General features: G+C 55.5%; 21 protein-coding genes. 14 read left to right on the plus strand and 7 right to left on the minus strand.

Annotated elements, in window-relative coordinates:
• Positions 1 to 9 precede the first annotated feature (9 nt).
• The 7 genes from VGM48_RS15605 (at position 10) to yidD (ending at position 4,438) form a co-directional block, all read left to right on the plus strand.
• Positions 10 to 522, plus strand: a complete 513-nt coding sequence (locus VGM48_RS15605; RefSeq protein WP_331580718.1) for an OmpH family outer membrane protein — start codon at positions 10 to 12, stop codon at positions 520 to 522.
• Positions 523 to 560: 38 nt separating this feature from the next.
• A complete protein-coding gene (locus tag VGM48_RS15610) occupies positions 561 to 1,073 on the plus strand; it encodes an OmpH family outer membrane protein (RefSeq protein ID WP_331580720.1) in 513 nt (170 codons plus the stop codon).
• Between the two features lie 181 nt (positions 1,074 to 1,254).
• The gene (murI, locus tag VGM48_RS15615; protein WP_331580722.1) at positions 1,255 to 2,085 is read left to right on the plus strand and encodes a glutamate racemase; all 831 of its coding nucleotides are present in this window, start codon (positions 1,255 to 1,257) and stop codon (positions 2,083 to 2,085) included.
• A 40-nt stretch (positions 2,086 to 2,125) separates the two neighbouring features.
• A complete protein-coding gene (locus VGM48_RS15620; RefSeq protein ID WP_331580724.1) occupies positions 2,126 to 3,025 on the plus strand; it encodes a DUF6252 family protein in 900 nt (299 codons plus the stop codon).
• A 322-nt stretch (positions 3,026 to 3,347) separates the two neighbouring features.
• The gene (gene rpmH / locus VGM48_RS15625) at positions 3,348 to 3,503 is read left to right on the plus strand and encodes a 50S ribosomal protein L34 (protein ID WP_331580726.1); all 156 of its coding nucleotides are present in this window, start codon (positions 3,348 to 3,350) and stop codon (positions 3,501 to 3,503) included.
• A 168-nt stretch (positions 3,504 to 3,671) separates the two neighbouring features.
• Entirely contained in the window at positions 3,672 to 4,211 is a 540-nt protein-coding gene (locus VGM48_RS15630) for a ribonuclease P protein component (RefSeq protein WP_331580728.1), read from the plus strand.
• A complete protein-coding gene (yidD, locus tag VGM48_RS15635) occupies positions 4,208 to 4,438 on the plus strand; it encodes a membrane protein insertion efficiency factor YidD (protein ID WP_331580730.1) in 231 nt (76 codons plus the stop codon). The genes VGM48_RS15630 and yidD overlap by 4 nt, the downstream gene beginning before the upstream one ends.
• 66 nt (positions 4,439 to 4,504) lie before the next feature.
• Here yidD and VGM48_RS15640 read toward each other — a convergent pair whose 3' ends face one another.
• From VGM48_RS15640 to VGM48_RS15650, 3 genes are all read right to left on the minus strand, one after another.
• The gene (locus VGM48_RS15640; protein ID WP_331580732.1) at positions 4,505 to 5,161 is read right to left on the minus strand and encodes a hypothetical protein; all 657 of its coding nucleotides are present in this window, start codon (positions 5,159 to 5,161) and stop codon (positions 4,505 to 4,507) included.
• Between the two features lie 51 nt (positions 5,162 to 5,212).
• A complete protein-coding gene (locus VGM48_RS15645; RefSeq protein WP_331580734.1) occupies positions 5,213 to 5,818 on the minus strand; it encodes a superoxide dismutase in 606 nt (201 codons plus the stop codon).
• A gap of 87 nt (positions 5,819 to 5,905) precedes the next feature.
• On the minus strand, positions 5,906 to 6,367 hold the full coding sequence (locus VGM48_RS15650; protein WP_331580736.1) for a nucleoside deaminase: 462 nt from the start codon (positions 6,365 to 6,367) through the stop codon (positions 5,906 to 5,908).
• Between the two features lie 22 nt (positions 6,368 to 6,389).
• Here VGM48_RS15650 and VGM48_RS15655 point away from each other — a divergent pair, with 22 nt between their 5' ends.
• Positions 6,390 to 7,772, plus strand: a complete 1,383-nt coding sequence (locus VGM48_RS15655) for an aldehyde dehydrogenase (protein WP_331580738.1) — start codon at positions 6,390 to 6,392, stop codon at positions 7,770 to 7,772.
• 47 nt (positions 7,773 to 7,819) lie between these two features.
• Here the strand turns inward: VGM48_RS15655 and dusB are convergent, their stop codons facing one another.
• Positions 7,820 to 8,860 carry a tRNA dihydrouridine synthase DusB gene (gene dusB / locus VGM48_RS15660; protein ID WP_331580785.1) on the minus strand — a complete coding sequence of 347 codons (1,041 nt, stop codon included), beginning with the start codon at positions 8,858 to 8,860 and terminating at the stop codon, positions 7,820 to 7,822.
• A gap of 29 nt (positions 8,861 to 8,889) precedes the next feature.
• Between dusB and VGM48_RS15665 the strand changes: the two genes are divergently transcribed.
• From VGM48_RS15665 to VGM48_RS15680, 4 genes are read left to right on the plus strand one after another with little or no spacing between them, the layout of a single operon-like run.
• Positions 8,890 to 9,789, plus strand: a complete 900-nt coding sequence (locus tag VGM48_RS15665; protein WP_331580740.1) for a type II CAAX endopeptidase family protein — start codon at positions 8,890 to 8,892, stop codon at positions 9,787 to 9,789.
• Complete coding sequence (locus VGM48_RS15670) at positions 9,780 to 10,658, plus strand: phosphatidate cytidylyltransferase (RefSeq protein ID WP_331580742.1); 879 nt, start codon at positions 9,780 to 9,782, stop codon at positions 10,656 to 10,658. Before VGM48_RS15665 ends, VGM48_RS15670 begins: the two co-directional genes overlap by 10 nt.
• Before the next feature lie 60 nt (positions 10,659 to 10,718).
• Positions 10,719 to 11,378: a phosphatidylserine decarboxylase family protein gene (locus tag VGM48_RS15675; RefSeq protein ID WP_331580744.1), complete on the plus strand. Its 660-nt coding sequence runs from the start codon at positions 10,719 to 10,721 to the stop codon at positions 11,376 to 11,378.
• Between the two features lie 17 nt (positions 11,379 to 11,395).
• Positions 11,396 to 11,572: a hypothetical protein gene (locus VGM48_RS15680; protein WP_331580746.1), complete on the plus strand. Its 177-nt coding sequence runs from the start codon at positions 11,396 to 11,398 to the stop codon at positions 11,570 to 11,572.
• A gap of 48 nt (positions 11,573 to 11,620) precedes the next feature.
• Here VGM48_RS15680 and VGM48_RS15685 read toward each other — a convergent pair whose 3' ends face one another.
• The gene (locus VGM48_RS15685) at positions 11,621 to 12,316 is read right to left on the minus strand and encodes a YjjG family noncanonical pyrimidine nucleotidase (protein ID WP_331580748.1); all 696 of its coding nucleotides are present in this window, start codon (positions 12,314 to 12,316) and stop codon (positions 11,621 to 11,623) included.
• 21 nt (positions 12,317 to 12,337) lie between these two features.
• On the opposite strand from VGM48_RS15685, the gene VGM48_RS15690 reads away from it, so the two are divergent.
• Both VGM48_RS15690 and VGM48_RS15695 read left to right on the plus strand, forming a co-directional pair.
• Positions 12,338 to 13,039, plus strand: coding sequence for an SDR family oxidoreductase (locus VGM48_RS15690; RefSeq protein WP_331580750.1), 702 nt, complete (start codon positions 12,338 to 12,340; stop codon positions 13,037 to 13,039).
• A gap of 116 nt (positions 13,040 to 13,155) precedes the next feature.
• Positions 13,156 to 15,234 carry a BatD family protein gene (locus VGM48_RS15695; RefSeq protein ID WP_331580753.1) on the plus strand — a complete coding sequence of 693 codons (2,079 nt, stop codon included), beginning with the start codon at positions 13,156 to 13,158 and terminating at the stop codon, positions 15,232 to 15,234.
• Between the two features lie 59 nt (positions 15,235 to 15,293).
• Here VGM48_RS15695 and VGM48_RS15700 read toward each other — a convergent pair whose 3' ends face one another.
• Together VGM48_RS15700 and VGM48_RS15705 are read right to left on the minus strand one after the other, a co-directional pair.
• The gene (locus VGM48_RS15700; protein WP_331580755.1) at positions 15,294 to 15,995 is read right to left on the minus strand and encodes a response regulator transcription factor; all 702 of its coding nucleotides are present in this window, start codon (positions 15,993 to 15,995) and stop codon (positions 15,294 to 15,296) included.
• Positions 15,992 to 16,963 (minus strand): HAMP domain-containing sensor histidine kinase, encoded by a 972-nt coding sequence (locus VGM48_RS15705; RefSeq protein ID WP_331580756.1) that lies wholly within the window; start codon positions 16,961 to 16,963, stop codon positions 15,992 to 15,994. The genes VGM48_RS15700 and VGM48_RS15705 overlap by 4 nt, the downstream gene beginning before the upstream one ends.
• Between the last annotated feature and the right edge of the window lie 29 nt (positions 16,964 to 16,992).

The raw sequence follows: 16,992 nt of genomic DNA on the forward strand, positions 1-16,992 counted from the left end.
TAACTAGCCATGAAAAAGATACTCCTAACCGCCTGTTGCGCTCTGGCTTTTTTCCTGATCGGCCATGCGCAGGGCTATGCGATCGTCGACACCAAATACATCCTGGACAAGATGCCGGAGTACAAGGAAGCACAGAAAAAACTCGACCAGACCAGTATGCAATGGCAAAAGGAGATCGACACGAAACAGGCTACTCTTGACAGAATGTATAAAGACTTTGACGCCGAACGCGTTATGCTTAGCGATACACTAAAGAAGAAAAGAGAGGATCAGCTTTTCAATATGGAGAAGGAAGTTCGTGACCTGCAGCGCAAACGGTTTGGTTATGAAGGCGATCTGTTCAAGCTGAGACAAGATTTGGTGAAACCCATACAGGACAAGGTTTACAACGCTATCCAACAACTAGCTGTTAACAGAATGTATGATTTTATTTTGGATAAAAGTGAAGGAATTACCGTTATCTTCGCAGACCCTAAATTAGATAAGAGTGAAGACGTCCTCAAGGCTCTGGGGATCAAATAACTAAAAACGCTAATAAACAAAACAAACTTCAAAACACAATGAAAAAGATTGTCACAATCGTAGTGGTGGTTATGGGCCTGATCCTGGCGGGCAATTCGACAAAAGCCCAGGGAACCAAAATCGGGTACATCAGCTTGCAGGAGTTGATCCCTTCGATGCCTGAATACAAGAAGGCGGACACGTCGCTGAATGACTACCAAAATGCCCTGGCCCAGAACTTCGAGGACATGAAGAAGGAATACATGGAAAAGGACAGCCTTTTGAATTCAAAAGACTCGCTAAAATATACCAAGTCTCAGCTTGAGCTGAAGAAGAGAGAGATCAGTGAAATGGTCGTCAAATTACAGGGCTGGCAGCAACAGGCTCAGCAGCTGTATCAGCAGAAGCAGCAGGAACTGATCCAACCGATCCAGAAGAAGGCTGTCGAGGCGGTTCAGGCCGTGGCAAAGGAAAACGGATTTGCCTATGTGCTGACGAAGGAAGCCCTGCTCTCCTCGCCACCCGCTGATGATCTTCTTCCTCTGGTAAAGAAGAAGCTCGGCATCAAATAAACCACGAAACAACAAACTCATTGACGCCAGGGTCCCAAGGTCCTGGCGTTTTTTTTGCGCCGCCGGCGAAGTGACGTTTTTTGCGCCGGCGGGCTGTCGGGAAAATAGCCCTTGGCGCAAAAAGGGCTAATGAGGAGCCTTCGGCTGGCAAACCTGTGGTTTGCTTTTGGTATTTTTGCGCATGCAACAACCCATCGGCGTTTTTGATTCGGGCTATGGCGGGCTCACCGTGCTGAAAGAGCTGGTCGGCCGGCTGCCGCGATACGACTACATCTATCTTGGCGACAACGCCCGCGCTCCATATGGGAACCGGTCCTTCGAGACCGTCTACCAGTATACTCTTCAGTCCGTCGAGTGGCTCTTTGGTCAGGGTTGTCCGCTGGTGGTCCTTGCCTGTAACACGGCTTCTGCCAAGGCGCTGAGAACCATCCAGCAGCTGGACCTCCCCCGGATCGCGCCCGACAACCGCGTTCTTGGCGTCATCCGGCCCACGACGGAAGTGGTCGGCAGGTATAGCCGATCGGGAAAGTTGGGGGTCCTTGCGACCCGGGGCACGGTCCTTTCCGAGTCCTATCCTATCGAGATCGCAAAATTTTTCCCCGATACGGAGGTCTATCAGCAACCATGCCCCCTATGGGTTCCGTTAATAGAGAATAATGAGCACAATAAACCCGGGGCCGACTATTTCGTCAAAGCCTATACCACGCAGCTGATGGCACGCTGTGCGGAGATTGATACGGTGGTCCTGGCCTGCACTCATTACCCGTTGCTAAAAGACAAGATCGCTGCGTGTCTGCCCGCCGGGAGCACGCTTATTTCGCAGGGCGAGATCGTGGCGGATAGTTTGGCGGATTATTTGCAACGTCACCCGGAGATGGAAAGCCGGTTGAGCAGGAATGGGCAGGTCCGTTTCTATACCACCGACTCGACCGAGGATTTTGACAGTCACGCCAGTATCTTTTATGGGCAGAACCTGCGTTCGACTCATGTCCAGCTGGACGAGGTCCAGTAAGTATCGAAGCGTAAATTATTAACCTAAGCAAGTCGCGATCATGAAAAAAACGATCTTTTATACTATAGCGCTGCTCGTCGGCTTTGCATCCTGTAAAAAGGAGACCAGCATCGAAAACGGCAATGGCCAGTCTGGGAACTTTACGGCAAAGATCGATGGGGTCCAATGGTCGGCTTCCGCGACAAAGCAGGGGGCGAGCATCCTCGGCGGGATGATCACGGTCACGGGGATCAGCGCCGATAACAAGGAGATCAGCATCAATATCGCAGATTCGGTAGCGGGCACTTATGTGCTCAACCAGGCCTCCCAATCGATTGCCGCGTATGCCGATATCGATTCTTCGGATACCTATGCTTTTGCCTCCAACCAGGGTACCGATACGAGCCAGGCGGGTGGTTTGGTGACGATCACCGAGATAGATCCTGTCGCAAAGACGATCTCCGGGACCTTCTCCTTTAAAGTATATCGCGATCTCGACGGGCGGCAGAAGACGATCACGGAAGGGGTTTTTACGAAGATCCCTTATGTTTCGGCAGTGCCACCCACGTCCGGGTCGGATACGCTTCAGGCCAGTATCGATAACAAGGCCTGGTCGGCGGTCAATATCCAGGCGTTGACGACCGGGGGGCAGATTACCATCGTTGGCGCTTCTTCCGATGGCACCCAGTCGATCGGGTTGCTCCTGCCGGCCAATGCGGCTGCGGGGTCTTACCCTCTGGATGGCACGAACCCATCCTATCTGGGCGCCTATACCTTCATCAGCAATTCGAGCTCCACCGGATTCGTGTCGACAAAGGGCACGTTGACGATCACGGAGAATAATACGAGTACGTTCCGTGTGAAGGGAACATTTACATTCACCGCCGCCGACCCGACGCGCGGGACCACGACGACGCATAGTATTACAAGCGGGTCGTTTTCGGTATATTACGGGCAATAGGGGGCGCTGCGGGCGTACGCCTGAGAGCGGCTTCGGGCGGCTTCGGACGGCTTCGGGCGGCTACGTGCGGCTACGGGCGGCTGCTTTGGGCCAAGCGCCAGCTGGGGCGCGGCCACGCCAAACGCAGACCCGGCCAAAGAGGCGGATGATTTCGACCAGGTTTGGGCTGGAGCGACGGGATAGCGGCCGATTCGAGGTTTTTTCCCCAAATTTTTCCACCATTGAGCATTTTTTCCTAGCTTTGCCGTCCCTTTCACCGGCGGCGGGGATGGTGCCCCGAACCGTGGTATAAGATAAAATTGGAAAACGTAAAACTTTTTAAATGAAGCGCACATTTCAACCACACAGACGTCGCCGTAAGACGGTTCATGGCTTCCGCAAGCGGATGCAAACCGCCAATGGCCGTAAGGTTCTGGCCAGCCGTCGTGCAAAGGGTCGTCATAAACTGACCATTTCCGACGAGTCCAGACTGAAATAGAAAGAATAAGAATCAACTTATTATAAGTCAATAGCTTCGGAACAATCCGAGGCTATTTTTGCAATAGGGTGGCCAGGATCGGGGCCCAGGCGCGCTTTGTACGAATAAAGCTAATTTTGACAATCGGCCGGCCGATCCGGCCGACGATCCTGACACGGCAACGAGCACATGGCACAGCAACGATTCACCTGGAAAAAGGCTGAAAAGCTAAAAAGCCGGAAGCGCATCGAAAAGGTCTTCCGCGAAGGGAAAAGTCTCACGGTCTTCCCCTATAAGGTGGTGTTTTTGTTATCGGCGGCGACAACGGCCCCGGCGGCGGCGGGGGTTACGGCGGACCCGAACCCGGCGGACCCTGCGGCGGCTCCTGTTTCGGCCGGTTCTGCGGCGGATTCCATGCCCCTGGTTTTCCCGGCGAGCACGGTCACTACCCCCCACACGAGCCCGGCCCCCCTGCAGTGGGGTCCCCTTCAGGCTGGTTTTGGCGCCAGCGCGCGCAACTTCAAGAAGGCCGTCGACCGCAACCGGATCAAGCGGCTTGGCCGCGAAGCCTACCGCCTGCAAAAAGGCGCGCTGCTGGAGCAGCTGACCGCAAAAGGCCTCTCCATGGCCGTTTTCTTTGTTTTTATCGGCAAGGAGCTGCCGGATTATCCGACCGTAAGCGCCCGGATCGGCGTAGCTTTGCAGAAATTGTTGAAGGTAACGGCATGAGGAAGATATTTAGGATACTCGGTCTACCCCTGATCGCCCTGATCAAGATCTATCAATGGGTTATCTCGCCGGCGATCGGCCCCCGTTGCCGGTTTACGCCGAGTTGTTCCCACTATGCCGTGGAAGCCCTGAAAAAATATGGGATCTTCAAAGGCGTCTGGCTGAGCATCCGCCGCATCTCCCGCTGCCATCCCTGGGGTGGCCACGGGATCGACCCGGTACCTTAGCGCCAGCGGGCCGACTGGCTCCACGCCCAAAGCGCGGCAGTCAATGCGCCGTCGCTGACCGAGCTCTTACTTCGCCGCTGACGGACCTTCTTTTGATGGGGTCTTCGTATCCGCCGACGTACTGTCCCTGGACAGCATCTTATCGAGTCTGGAAACGATCACATGCATTTCCCGCATGCTATAGAACTTATAGATCGCGGGCACCGAGCCGGCATCGAAGCCGCCGGGGATGGTCGTAAAAGGACCAAAGATCTTCGCATTTAATTCGTTGGTGATCTTTGCGGCCTTGCCGGGAACGATGAAGTAATTTTGATTGGCCTCGCTTACATTCTGGCCCTGGATCAGCTTCTCCAGGCTATCTACCTTTTGCTTTAACGCATCCTGCGTGACCCGGGATTCGCCGCCTTCCGCACCGACATGCTGCCGGCTGCCTATAACGGTATCGTTCTTGAGGTTGGCGATATACAATCCGTCATCGGGGATGGAGACGGTGTATTTGCCCTGGGGCGATTCGACATTCAGGGTAACCGGATCGCCTGTTTTGAAGTCCAGCTCCTGTTCATGATGCGTGGTGCCGTCGCCGTTAGCGATGGTAATATTCTGCTGAGTAGCGTCTACCGTGATCTTGTCGCTGGCGTAGACCAATACTTTTTTCTCGTGACCCTTGCAGGCGACGAGGGACACCGCGATGGCGATGAATAGGAAGCCGGAGATTCGTTGCATAGTTGTAAATATAAGGCCGGCTCCGTTAGAGCCGGCCAGTTGAGTGGAAATTTATTTCGCCTTTGAATAAAGCTCCGCCACCTTATCCCAGTTAACCACCTTCCAAAACGCTCCCAGATAGTCAGCGCGCTTGTTCTGATATTTCAGATAATAGGCATGTTCCCAAACGTCGACACCCAGGACCGGCGTGCCTTTTACTTCGGCTACATCCATCAGTGGGTTGTCCTGGTTGGGCGTGGAGGTGACCTCCAGTTTTCCGTCCTTTACGATCAGCCATGCCCAGCCGCTGCCGAAACGGGAAACACCCGCGGCGTTGAACTTTTCCTTGAACGCGTCAAAACTGCCGAACGTCGTGTGGATGTCATCGGCCAGCTTGCCGGAAGGCGCGCCCGAAGACTTGGGGCTCAGGATCTCCCAGAAGAAGCTGTGATTCCAGTGACCGCCGGCATTGTTGCGGACGGCCGGGCTGATGGTGCCCGCTTTCTTTACCAGCTCTTCAAGGGATTTGCCTTCGTTGGGCGTGCCGGCGATGGCCTTATTCAAATTGTCGATGTAAGCCTGATGATGTTTTCCATGATGGATCTGCATGGTCGTTGCGTCGATGTTGGGCTCCAATGCTTCGAATGCATAAGGCAGCGCGGGAAGTGTAAATGCCATAACAAAATGGTTTAATGATATTAAAAAAAGGATTAAAACCTTGTCAATGCCTGAAGGGAGAACAAATCTACACGAAAAAGGTTACGATCAGCGCTTCGAACGGAAAAAATCCCGCATCAGCGTGGCACATTCTTCGCTGCAAATGCCCTTTATCAATTGGGTCTTAGGATGAAACGGCCAGGGGGCGGGCTGCTCGCCGATGCCCCGCCGATAGCCGTTTTTCTCGTCTTCGGCGCCAAAGACCACCCGGCCGATCTTGCTCCAGTACAGGGCCCCGGCGCACATCAGACAGGGTTCCACGGTGACATAGAGCGCTGCTTCGGGGAGGTATTTGCTGCCGAGGTGATTAAAGGCGGAGGTCAGCGCGATGATCTCGGCATGGGCCGTGCAGTCGGTGAGGCGTTCGGTCTGGTTGTGTCCACGGGCTATGATGCGATTATTCATCACGACGACCGCCCCGATCGGCACCTCGTCCTCTTCATAAGCCTGCCGCGCTTCTTTCAGCGCCTGTTGCATAAAGTATTCGTCATCCATGGGCTGCAAGATCACAAATTTTGCCGAAATTGAGTGGATGAGCGAGCTTGCCCATTCCGCCGATGCCGATCCCCTCCGCCGGTTCTTTCAATCGGGGGCAACGCGATCCTATCACTGGCGGCGCCGGCAATTGCAACTATTGCACCAGGCCATCCGGGCGGAGGAGACGGACATTCATGAAGCGCTGTATGCCGATCTGAAAAAAAGTCCCGAAGAATCCTATGCCACGGAGACCGGTCTCGTACTGGCCGAGATCCGCCATACGCTAAAGCATCTGGCAAAATGGATGCGGCCGCAAAGGACAGGGACCAACCTGGTCAACTATCCCGCGGCATCCCGCGTATACCGCGATCCACTGGGAGTCGTGCTGATCATCGCTCCGTGGAATTATCCGTTTCAATTATCCCTGGTGCCGCTGGCCGCCGCCCTTGCCGCGGGCAACACTGTCCTGCTAAAACCTTCCGAATGGGCGCCGGCGACGGCCGCCGTGATCGAAAGACTGATCACCCGCATCTTCCCGGCCGATCTTGTCCGCGTCGTCTCCGGCGACGGCGCAACGGTGGTCCCGGGGTTGATCAAAAATTTCCGGTTTGATCATATCTTCTTTACCGGGAGCGTTCCGGTGGGTCAGGCCATCTACCGGCTCGCCGCGGAACAGCTGATCCCGGTGACGCTCGAGCTGGGCGGCAAGAGTCCCGTCATCGTCGAAAAAGATGCCAACCTCCGGGTGGCGGCGCGGCGGATCATCGTCGGGAAATTTATCAACGCAGGCCAGACCTGCGTCGCTCCCGACTATCTTCTGGTACACGCCGACGTGAGAGCCGAGCTCCTGGCGCGGCTGCGGGAGACAATCACCGCTTTTTACGGGCCGAATCCCCGGGAGAGCCGTGACTATGGGAAGATCATCAATGAAAAGCAGTTTGACCGGCTGGTAGGCTTCCTGGCGGATGGTAACCCGCTCTGCGGCGGCGATCATGACCGGAGTTCGTTGTATATCGGTCCGACCCTGTTGACGGACGTTAACCCGGCCGCGCCGGTAATGGGTGAGGAGATCTTCGGTCCCCTGTTGCCGGTATTCTCCTATCAGACGACGGAAGAGGCGATGGCGTTTGTCCGCAGGCATCCTGATCCGCTGGCTTTTTATCTTTTTACGGCCAATGGGAAGGTAGAGCAAACCTGGATCGAAGGACTGGCTTTTGGCGGCGGCTGTATCAACAACACCGACTGGCATTTTGCCAATCCGCATCTGCCCTTTGGCGGGATCGGCAAAAGCGGGATCGGGGCCTACCATGGGAAATATTCGTTCGATCTCTTCACGCATCCAAAGGCGGTGATGAAGACGCCGACCGTGATCGATCCGGCGATAAAATATCCGCCATTTAAGGGGAAGATGAAATGGTTTAAGCGGTTTATCCGCTAGGGCGGCCGGGCGTGGGAAAAGCGGGGGGATTGTGGCGGCGGGGCTCGTCAGTAAGCGCAATCCTCTAATTGCCCCTGGGAGAAGGTGGCCACCGCGCGTTCGGGAACAAAACCGGCATAGCGATGCTGCACCTGCTTCAGCACTTCTCCTATTTCCTCCACGGTTTTCATTTGCACCAGCTGGTTGCGAAATTCTTTTATATACGGGAAGCCCTTTAAGTAGTTGGTATAGTGCCGCCGCATCTCCAGGATACCCACAATTGCGCCCTTCCATTCTACCGAACGCATCAAATGATCCCGGATGGCACCGATCCGCTGCTCGATACCCGGCGGCGGCAGATGTTCGCCGGTGGCGAGGAAATGTTTTATCTCGTTGAAGATCCAGGGATAGCCGATCGCCGCGCGGCCAACCATCAGCCCGTCGACGCCATAGCGATCCCGGTAGAGCTTTGCTTTTTCGGGCGAGTCGATATCGCCGTTGCCAAAGATGGGGATCTGGATGCGGGGATTTCCTTTCACTTTTGCGATGAGGGTCCAGTCGGCTTCGCCTTTATACAGTTGGGCGCGGGTGCGGCCATGGATGGTCAGGGCCTTGATGCCGACGTCCTGAAGCCGCTCGGCCACCTCTTCGATGTTCTTCGACTGATCATCCCAACCCAGCCTGGTCTTTACCGTTACCGGAAGGCTCGTGCCTTTTACCACGGCGGCGGTGAGCCGGGTCATGGCGGCCACATCTTTAAGCACGGCGGCGCCGGCGCCTTTACAAACGACTTTTTTCACCGGGCAGCCGAAGTTGATATCCACCAGATCGGGCTGGACGGTATCGACGATCCGCGCACTCATGGCCATGGCCTCTTCGTCACCTCCAAAGATCTGGATACCAAACGGTCGCTCGTATTCGAAGAAATCCAGCTTTTGCCGGCTCTTGATGGCATCCCGGATCAACCCTTCACTGGAGATGAATTCGCTGTACATCAGATCGGCGCCGTTTTGCTTGCAGACATACCGGAACGGGGGATCGCTCACATCTTCCATGGGGGCGAGGAGAAGCGGGAAAGCCGAAATTTGTATCTTGCCGATGTTTACCACGATCGAAAAGGCAAATTTACGCACTTATCGTGGAATTCCATAACGGACCACTGGTTCGCTCGCCTATGACCAATAATGACAAAATCGCACCCCCGCCGGCGCAGTTAGGACTCCTACTAAGGCTGATCGGACTCTGCTTCCTCCTCATGTTCGTGATGGGGCTCCTCGGCGGCAGCCTGCCCAGGCCCATCGCCAATACGACGCTCAAGCTGTTGCAGATGGCCACCACCCTTCTCCTATTCGGCATTCCGGCATTTATCTACGCCCGCCTCAGCTTTCCGCAGAACCCCCTTTTTCACCTCGGATTTCGCCCGGCGCACCGGACGAATTTCTATGTGCTGGGCATCCTGCTGCTGCTTTTTGCCTTCCCGTTGGAGGGCTGGCTGGGTCTGCTGAACCGTCAGCTCCCGCTGCCTGCCTGGACGATAAAGGCAGAGGATGCCGCCGAACAGCAATTGAAGGCGCTCCTGGTGGCAAAGAACAGCTTCGATATCGTGTTCAACCTGGTGGTGGTAGCCATTATTCCGGGTATCTTCGAAGAGATGTTCTTTCGCGGCGTGGTGCAGCGGCTGCTCACGCGGATCACCCGGAAGCCCTGGCTAAGCATCTGTATCGCCGCGGCCATCTTCTCCTTTATGCATTTCGAATTTCTCGGATTTCTGCCGAGGTTCTTTCTGGGGATCCTGCTGGGCGCCCTTTTCTGGTACAGCGGCAGCCTTTGGACCTGCGTCCTGGCGCACTGTCTGTTCAACGGGATCCAGGTGCTGGCGCTGAACTATATGCCGGAGGTCATGGATAATAAAAATCCTTCGATCCCGGCCTATTCCGTGCTGCTAAGTTTGGCAATAGTCATAATATTGCTGGTGGTTATGCGGCGGCAATTCCTGCAATGGCGCGCCGCCGAAGACAATTCGCTCGAATGGCACTAAATCTATCCATACTAAAGACCCGAAGCCTGACGGCTGCCGTATTCGTACTGGTGATGCTGACCGGCCTCCTATGGAATCCCTGGAGCTTTCTGATCCTGTTCAGCGTTATCCATTTTGGCTGCTGGATCGAGTATCAGAAGATCATGGTCCTGATCGACAAGGACTATGCGGGGGCGTCCAGCCTTCACCGGTATAGCGTGATGATCGCGGGCTGGTGCTTTATGCTCTATCTCGTCAACGGCAACCTTCGCCTTGCCGGGATCTCCCTGCATAACGTCGGCTGGTGGGGCTGTTTCGGATTTCTTTGTCTGCTGGCGGTGGGGGAGATCGTGCAATTCAAAACGTTAAACATAAAGAACATCGGCCGCAGCGCCCTCGGGCTGCTCTATATCTCCCTGCCGATGGCCCTGCTTACCTGGCTGCGGACGAAATTCTATGGGAGCCCGCTACCCCTTACCGACCGGGTGCCCGTGCTGATGATCATCGGTTCTATCTGGATCAACGATACGATGGCCTATATCGTCGGCTCGCTGATCGGCAGGACGCCGCTGTCGGCCATCTCACCAAAGAAGACCTGGGAAGGAACCATCGGCGGGATCATTCTTGCCATCGGGGTCATGGGCGGTATCGGTGCGTTGATCGGCCCGGACTGGAATCCGTTTTCGGTGGGTCATTGGATGGCCGTTGCGGCGATCTGCGCGGTCGTCGGGACCTTTGGCGATCTGCTGGAAAGTAAAATGAAACGAATGGCCGGTATCAAAGACAGCGGACATATCATGCCCGGCCATGGCGGTTTTCTGGATCGCTTCGATTCGCTGCTGATAGCCACGCCCGTTGCCTGTTGTTACCTGATGTGGGTGATCGGCTAGCGCCGCCGACGCCACCCGCCGCGCCCGCCGATGAACCACTAAAAAGCTTATTTTTGTACAATGACAATACATCGGGAAGGTTATAAGTCCATCGCCATCGGCGCACTGGCCTTTGCCGTTATCAATCTCACCTCTTTTTATTTTATTAGTGCGCATGAGGCCTGGCTTACCGGGCTTCTCTTCCTGGTGACCCTGGGGCTTCTTTTGTTCCTGATCTCTTTTTTCCGCGTTCCATCGCGTAAATTATCGAAGGGTGACAACCTGATCATCTGTCCCGCGGATGGGAAGGTGGTGGTGATCGAAGAGGTCGTGGACGAAGAATATTTCAAAGATAAACGACTGCAGATCTCCATTTTTATGAGCCCGGCCAATGTGCATCAGAACCGGAATCCCACGGCGGGCGAGGTGGTGTACAATCAATATCATAAGGGAAAATATCTCGTGGCCTGGCATCCCAAGTCCTCCACCGAGAACGAACGGCATAGCGTCGTCATCCGCCACCCCAAAGGCGAGTTGCTGGTAAAACAGATTGCCGGCGCCCTGGCCCGCCGGATCGTCAACTATCTCAACGTCGGACAAAAGGTGGAGCAGAGTGCGGAGATGGGATTTATCAAATTCGGGTCACGGGTGGACGTCCTGCTGCCGCCGGGAACGCCGGTGGAGGTGAAGCTGAACCAGACGGTCCAGGGCGGCGTGACGGTATTGGCGAAATGGAAATGATTTTGTAAATTGTGTATATGAAGAAGAATCTACTCCTGCTGGCTATGAGCGCATTTTTATTCTCGGGCGTTTCTTTTGCGCAGACCGGGAAGGATGCCGGTAAGAGAAAGGCCAAGGATTCGACGGCTGCGGTCAAAAAGCCCATGCCGAAGCAATGTCCGGGTAAGACCTGCGGCAAGAAAAAGGATCATTAGGCCGCGGCGGCCGCGGATCGGGCCGGGCGTGAAGGTGTGGGCGGCTGCCTAGAAAATTTCCTCCAATTCTTTTAAGGACGACACCGTATAGGTGGGCTGGATCGACGGCGCAACGCCGAGATGATTCACATACACCTGGTCGATACCCGCGTTGATCGCGCCCTGGATATCCACTTCGATGCTGTCCCCCAGCATGATGCTCGTGGCCGGATCGGCGCCCGTGACGCGAAAAGCATATTCGAAGATCTCCTTATGCGGTTTCAGACTGTTGCTGCCTTCGGAGGTGATGACCTCGCCGAAGTATCCGCTCAATCCCGAATACTGCAACTTACTATGCTGGGTCTTTTGGAATCCATTGGTGATAAGATGCAGCTGATAGCCCTTTCCCTTAAGATAGCTGAGGATCTCGGGCGTATAGGGGAACAGGATCTTGCGGGTGGGAAGTGCGTCGAGGAATTGATCCCCCATCCGGCGCGCCAGGGGTTCATCGCCGATCCTGAAATCGAGCAGGGTCAGCCACATGCGTTTCCAGCGCAGCTCGTCCACCTTGATATAGCCGTTGCGATACCGGTCCCATAGCTTGTCGTTGTGGACGATATATTGTTTGTGAAAAAGGTCGAAATCCGTTATTCCCCGGGCGGCAAGATCCAGGGTGTCATATAGTTGGTTCAGGGTCTGCCGGCTATTGGCCTCAAAATCCCAAAGCGTATGATCCAGGTCGAAGAAAAGGTGTTTATATTGCATTCCAACCGCAAGTTAAGTAATATGAATTGTATCATTACCGGAGCCTCGAGGGGATTGGGAAAAGCCATGGCGGAACGGTTTGCCGCGGGTGGCTACACGCTTTATTGCTGTTCGCGGGATGCCGCAAAGCTGGCCGCCACGGTCGCTGCGCTTTCTGCAAAGTATCCAACGGTTGCCGTCCATGGCCGGCCTGTCGATCTGGGGGATCCCGTGCAGGTGATGGGCTTTGCCGATTGGATCGGCCAGTCCGGTGCGGCGGCGGATGTCCTGATCAACAACGCGGGTCAATTCATTCCGGGGAGCGTTCACAACGAACCTGCGGGAGCGCTGGAAACTCTGATGGCGGTCAATCTCTACAGCGCCTATCATCTTACCCGTCAGCTGCTGCCGGCCATGATGGCTCGCCGCAGCGGGCATATCTTCAACATCTGTTCGGTCGCCTCGATAAAGGCCTATCCCAACGGCGGCGCTTATAGTATCACTAAATATGCGCTGGCGGGGTTTTCCGCCAACCTGCGGGAAGAGATGAAGCCCCATGGCATCAAGGTGACGGCGGTATATCCCGGGGCTGCCTATACCGACTCCTGGGCCGCAAGCGGCATAGACCCCCAACGCTTTATGACGGCCGGTGATGTGGCGGAGATGGTATTTTCGGCCAGCCGGCTTTCCCCTTCGGCTACGGTGGAAGAGATCCTGATGCGCCCGCAGCTGGGAGATATATAAGCGACCCGAGCGCTGACGTAAGCGACCAGAAGCCCGCTGAAAGCCGCCGGCGAACCGCCCGGCGGGCCGTTTTAACTGAGTTTTAACCCTTTCTCAACTTATATTTGTAGGCCGCTATGGATCATGGCCGACTCATAAAATCACCCGTTATCGCGACTACTCTACGCCTCTCGATCTTCCTGCTGATAACTCTTGTTCCGGGGCTCTGCGCCGTCGGCCAGGTGAAATTTACTACGGTCGTCAGCAGTCAGGAGGTCGGCAAGACCGACTATCTCCAGGTGGAATTTGTAGTCGAGAATGCGCGGCAGATCGATGACATGACTCCCCCGAATTTTCACGGCTTCCGGATTGCCCAGGGCCCGATCCAGTCCAGCGGCATGAGTATCGTCAACGGCAATATGTCCCAGTATAAGGCGCTGTCCTTTGTGCTCGAACCGGAAAAGACCGGGAAGTTCACCATCGGCGGCGCCGTCGCGACGGTGGATGGCAAGCACATGCAAAGCAACTCCGTCACGGTTACGGTTCACCCGGGTGGGTCGGGTTCCGCGGGTTCCAGTCCTGCACCCGGCGGCGGGAATCCTTTTGGCAATCCCTTCCTTCAGCCTTCGATGCCCGATCCCTTTGGCCGGGAACCCGGCGAGGTGGAAAAGGATTATGTCTTACGGCCTGGCGAGAACGTAAAAGAGAAGATCCGCAAGAATCTTTTTGTAAAAGTCCAGGTGGACAAGAACACCTGTTATGTCGGCGAACCCATCGTCGCGACGTATAAGCTTTATTCGCGGCTCAGCTCCGAATCCCGTGTCACCAAACGGCCATCCCTCAACGGATTTAGCGTCTATGATATGGTGGACCCCAGCACGGACCCCGTGTCCGTGGAAAAGCTGAACGGGAAGGATTTTACCGTTCATATCATCCGCAAGACCCAGCTGATCCCGCTGCAGGCGGGTTCCATCGATCTGGACCCGGTGGAGGTGGAGAACACCGTCCATTTTGTAAAAGGGTCGGGTAACCGCGAATCACGTCGGAGCGCCGCCACCCTGCGCGATCTGTTTGACCAGATGACCGACGAAAGCAATCTCGGCCCCGAAGTGGACGAGAATGTCACACTCGACACAAAACCCGTGACCATCACCGTCAAGCCGCTTCCCGAAGAGAACAAGCCCGCCGGGTATAGCGGCGCCGTGGGCAATTTCTCGGTGGAGGCTTCACTCGCCAGCAATACCGTTGCGGCGCAGGATGAGAACACCCTGCATGTCGTCGTAAAAGGCAAGGGGAATCTCCCGGTCTTTGCGGCGCCTCCCGTGACCTGGCCGGATAGCATAACGGCCTTCGACCCGACGTCAAAGGAAGACGTGAATAAGACGGTGTCACCGATGACCGGCTCGAAATCGTTTGATTACGTGTTCGCGCCAAAGAGGGCCGGGCACTATACCATTCCTGCCGTCAACTTCTCCTATTTCGATCCTGCTTCGCAGTGTTATAAGACGGCCGAAACAAAACCGCTGGAGCTGCAGGTCTCGCCCGTGCTCAGAAAGAGCAGGAAAGGCCCGGTGACCGATGTCGCCCCGGAAGAAGGTTCGCTACCCGCCCGCATCGGCAGTTTTCTTCAAGATCGCATGGAATGGGTGATCGCCGCCCTGCTTGTCACCGGCGTCACGATCTATTTCTGGCGGCAGCATAACCGCATTAGCAAAAGCGATGCACAGAAGAAGAGTACCGCGCCAAAGCTGACCGTGCAGCCCGTAACGGTCGCGCCGCCGATGTCGGCCAATCGCACCAATGCGCCGCAGCTGCCAACTTCGCCGGTGCCCGCGTCGCCGCCGCAGGATCCCAGCCACAAACAGGCGATCTCCTCACTGCCGTCCGCGGCCTATGTTCCGGCGACGCCACCCGCGGATCCGCTTGTGGATGCCAGACAATATTTTGAGAATGGGGACTCCAAGGCTTTTTACCGGGAGATCAACCGGGCGATCTGGAAGGCCGTAGGCAAGAAACTCGATCTGCCCGCCAGTGAGTTGAATAAGTCCAATGCCGTGCGGCACCTTCGGCAGCGCGGCTGGGACGAGACGGCCTTGCTTTCCCTGGAAAATATTCTGGGTGAATGTGAGATGAACCTGTATACTCCGGCCTATGACCGGTTCAATATGGAGTTGCTGTTGCGGCAGACGGAGCGGGTGATCGAGCGATTGGCCTGACGCGGCTGGGGGCCGTGCGGCCGAAGATCAGAGAAGGCCGGACTTTAGACGGGGCGCCGTTATTCCGTATACTTATACCCAACGCCCCGCACGGAATGAAAATACTTCGGGTGCCGGCTGTCCTCCTCAAAATATTTCCTGAAGTTTAGCACGAAATTATCGATGGTGCGGGTGGTGGGATACACATTATACCCCCAGACGGCCTGCAGGATCTTCTCCCTTGTCACGACCTCGTTCCGGTTTTCGATCAGCAGCTTCAGCAGCATCGCCTCTTTCTTGCTGAGTTGAATCCGTTCGCCATCCTTTGTCGTGGCTTCCTGCGCCCTGAAGTCGATGATGTTCTTCCCAAAGCTGTATACATCCCCAAAAGAATCCTTTTCCTGCATCTTCTTGTTCTTCTCGATGAGCTTTTTTATCCGCAGGAGCAGCTCTTCGAGATTGAAGGGTTTTGTAAGGTAATCATCGGCGCCCTTTTTCAACCCCAGCACCCGGTCGGCGCTGGCATTCCTGGCGCTGAGGATCAGGATCGGGACGTCGTTGTTCTGAACGCGGATAGTCTCGGTGACGCTGATGCCATCGACACCGGGAAGCATGACATCGAGGATTATCAGGTCGAAATATTCCGACTGGACAGCCTTCAGGGCCTGTTGTCCGTCATAGGCGGAAGTGATCTCATACCCCTCCAGCTCGAGGTTTAGCTTTAGCGCCTCGTGGAGATTTTCTTCGTCCTCGACCAGCAGGATGGAAACTTTTGAGCTCATACCATCTTGAATGTAACTGTAAAAATACTTCCAATGGGGGAATTATCGGCGACTTTCAGGATCGCATGGTGATCGTCGGCTATTTTCCGGCAGAGATACAGGCCCAGGCCCGTTCCTTTGGTCTGGCGGGTGGACTCCTGACCCGTGCGATAAAATTTATCGAAAATTTTCTTTTTCTCGTCCTCGGGGATACCCGGACCCTGATCGGCGATCGCGAGGCAGACGGCCCGGCCTTTTTTCTCCAGGCTTACGGTAACGACGCCTTCGCGGGGGGAATACTTCAGGGCGTTTTCCACGAGGTTATTGACCAGCAATTGCAACAGGAGGGGATCGCCGAGGATCGTGCAGCCGGGTTCGATCCGTTCGGCCCAGCGCCGGTCGGGAAACCGATGGGCAAAGTCCTGCATCGCATGTTTGACCAGGGCCGAGAGATCGAGGGATTCTTTTGACTGGATGTATTCGCCTTCCAGCTGCGAAGCGACCAGGATATTCGTAGCCAGGGTATCTAGCCGGTTTGTTTCCTGGAGGGCTGCCTGGATCATCTTTTGTTGCTTCTGTTCATCCAGCCGGTGCTTGAGAAGGGTTTCCAGGTTGAGTTTGGTGACGGCGATGGGCGTTTTGAGCTCGTGGGTCACCGCCATCATGAAATTTTGTTGTTGCAGTTGCAGCCTTATCTGCCGGCGGACCTCCCGGTAGACGAAGATGGCGCCGAGCAGGATCAGTCCCAGGAAGGTGCTTCCTTCGCCGACATACTGGGCGGTTCGCTTTTTCTTCTGGGCGACGATCGCGTCATATTTAACGGTGTAGCCGGGGTCGGCGGGATTAAGCTCGGCGATCTGGTAATTGGAGATCTGCCGGCTGCGTTGTTCGAGGGCGATAAACCAGTAGCCCAGCCCGGTGACGATATACGCCAGCAGAACCCAAAACACGGTAATAGCCACCGCCAGGCGTTTCTTTTTGAATAACATAGTTCCCGATTTTGAAGATGCCGGAACCA

The sequence above is a fragment of the Puia sp. genome, assembly GCF_036500295.1.
Classification (GTDB): Bacteria; Bacteroidota; Bacteroidia; order Chitinophagales; family Chitinophagaceae; genus Puia.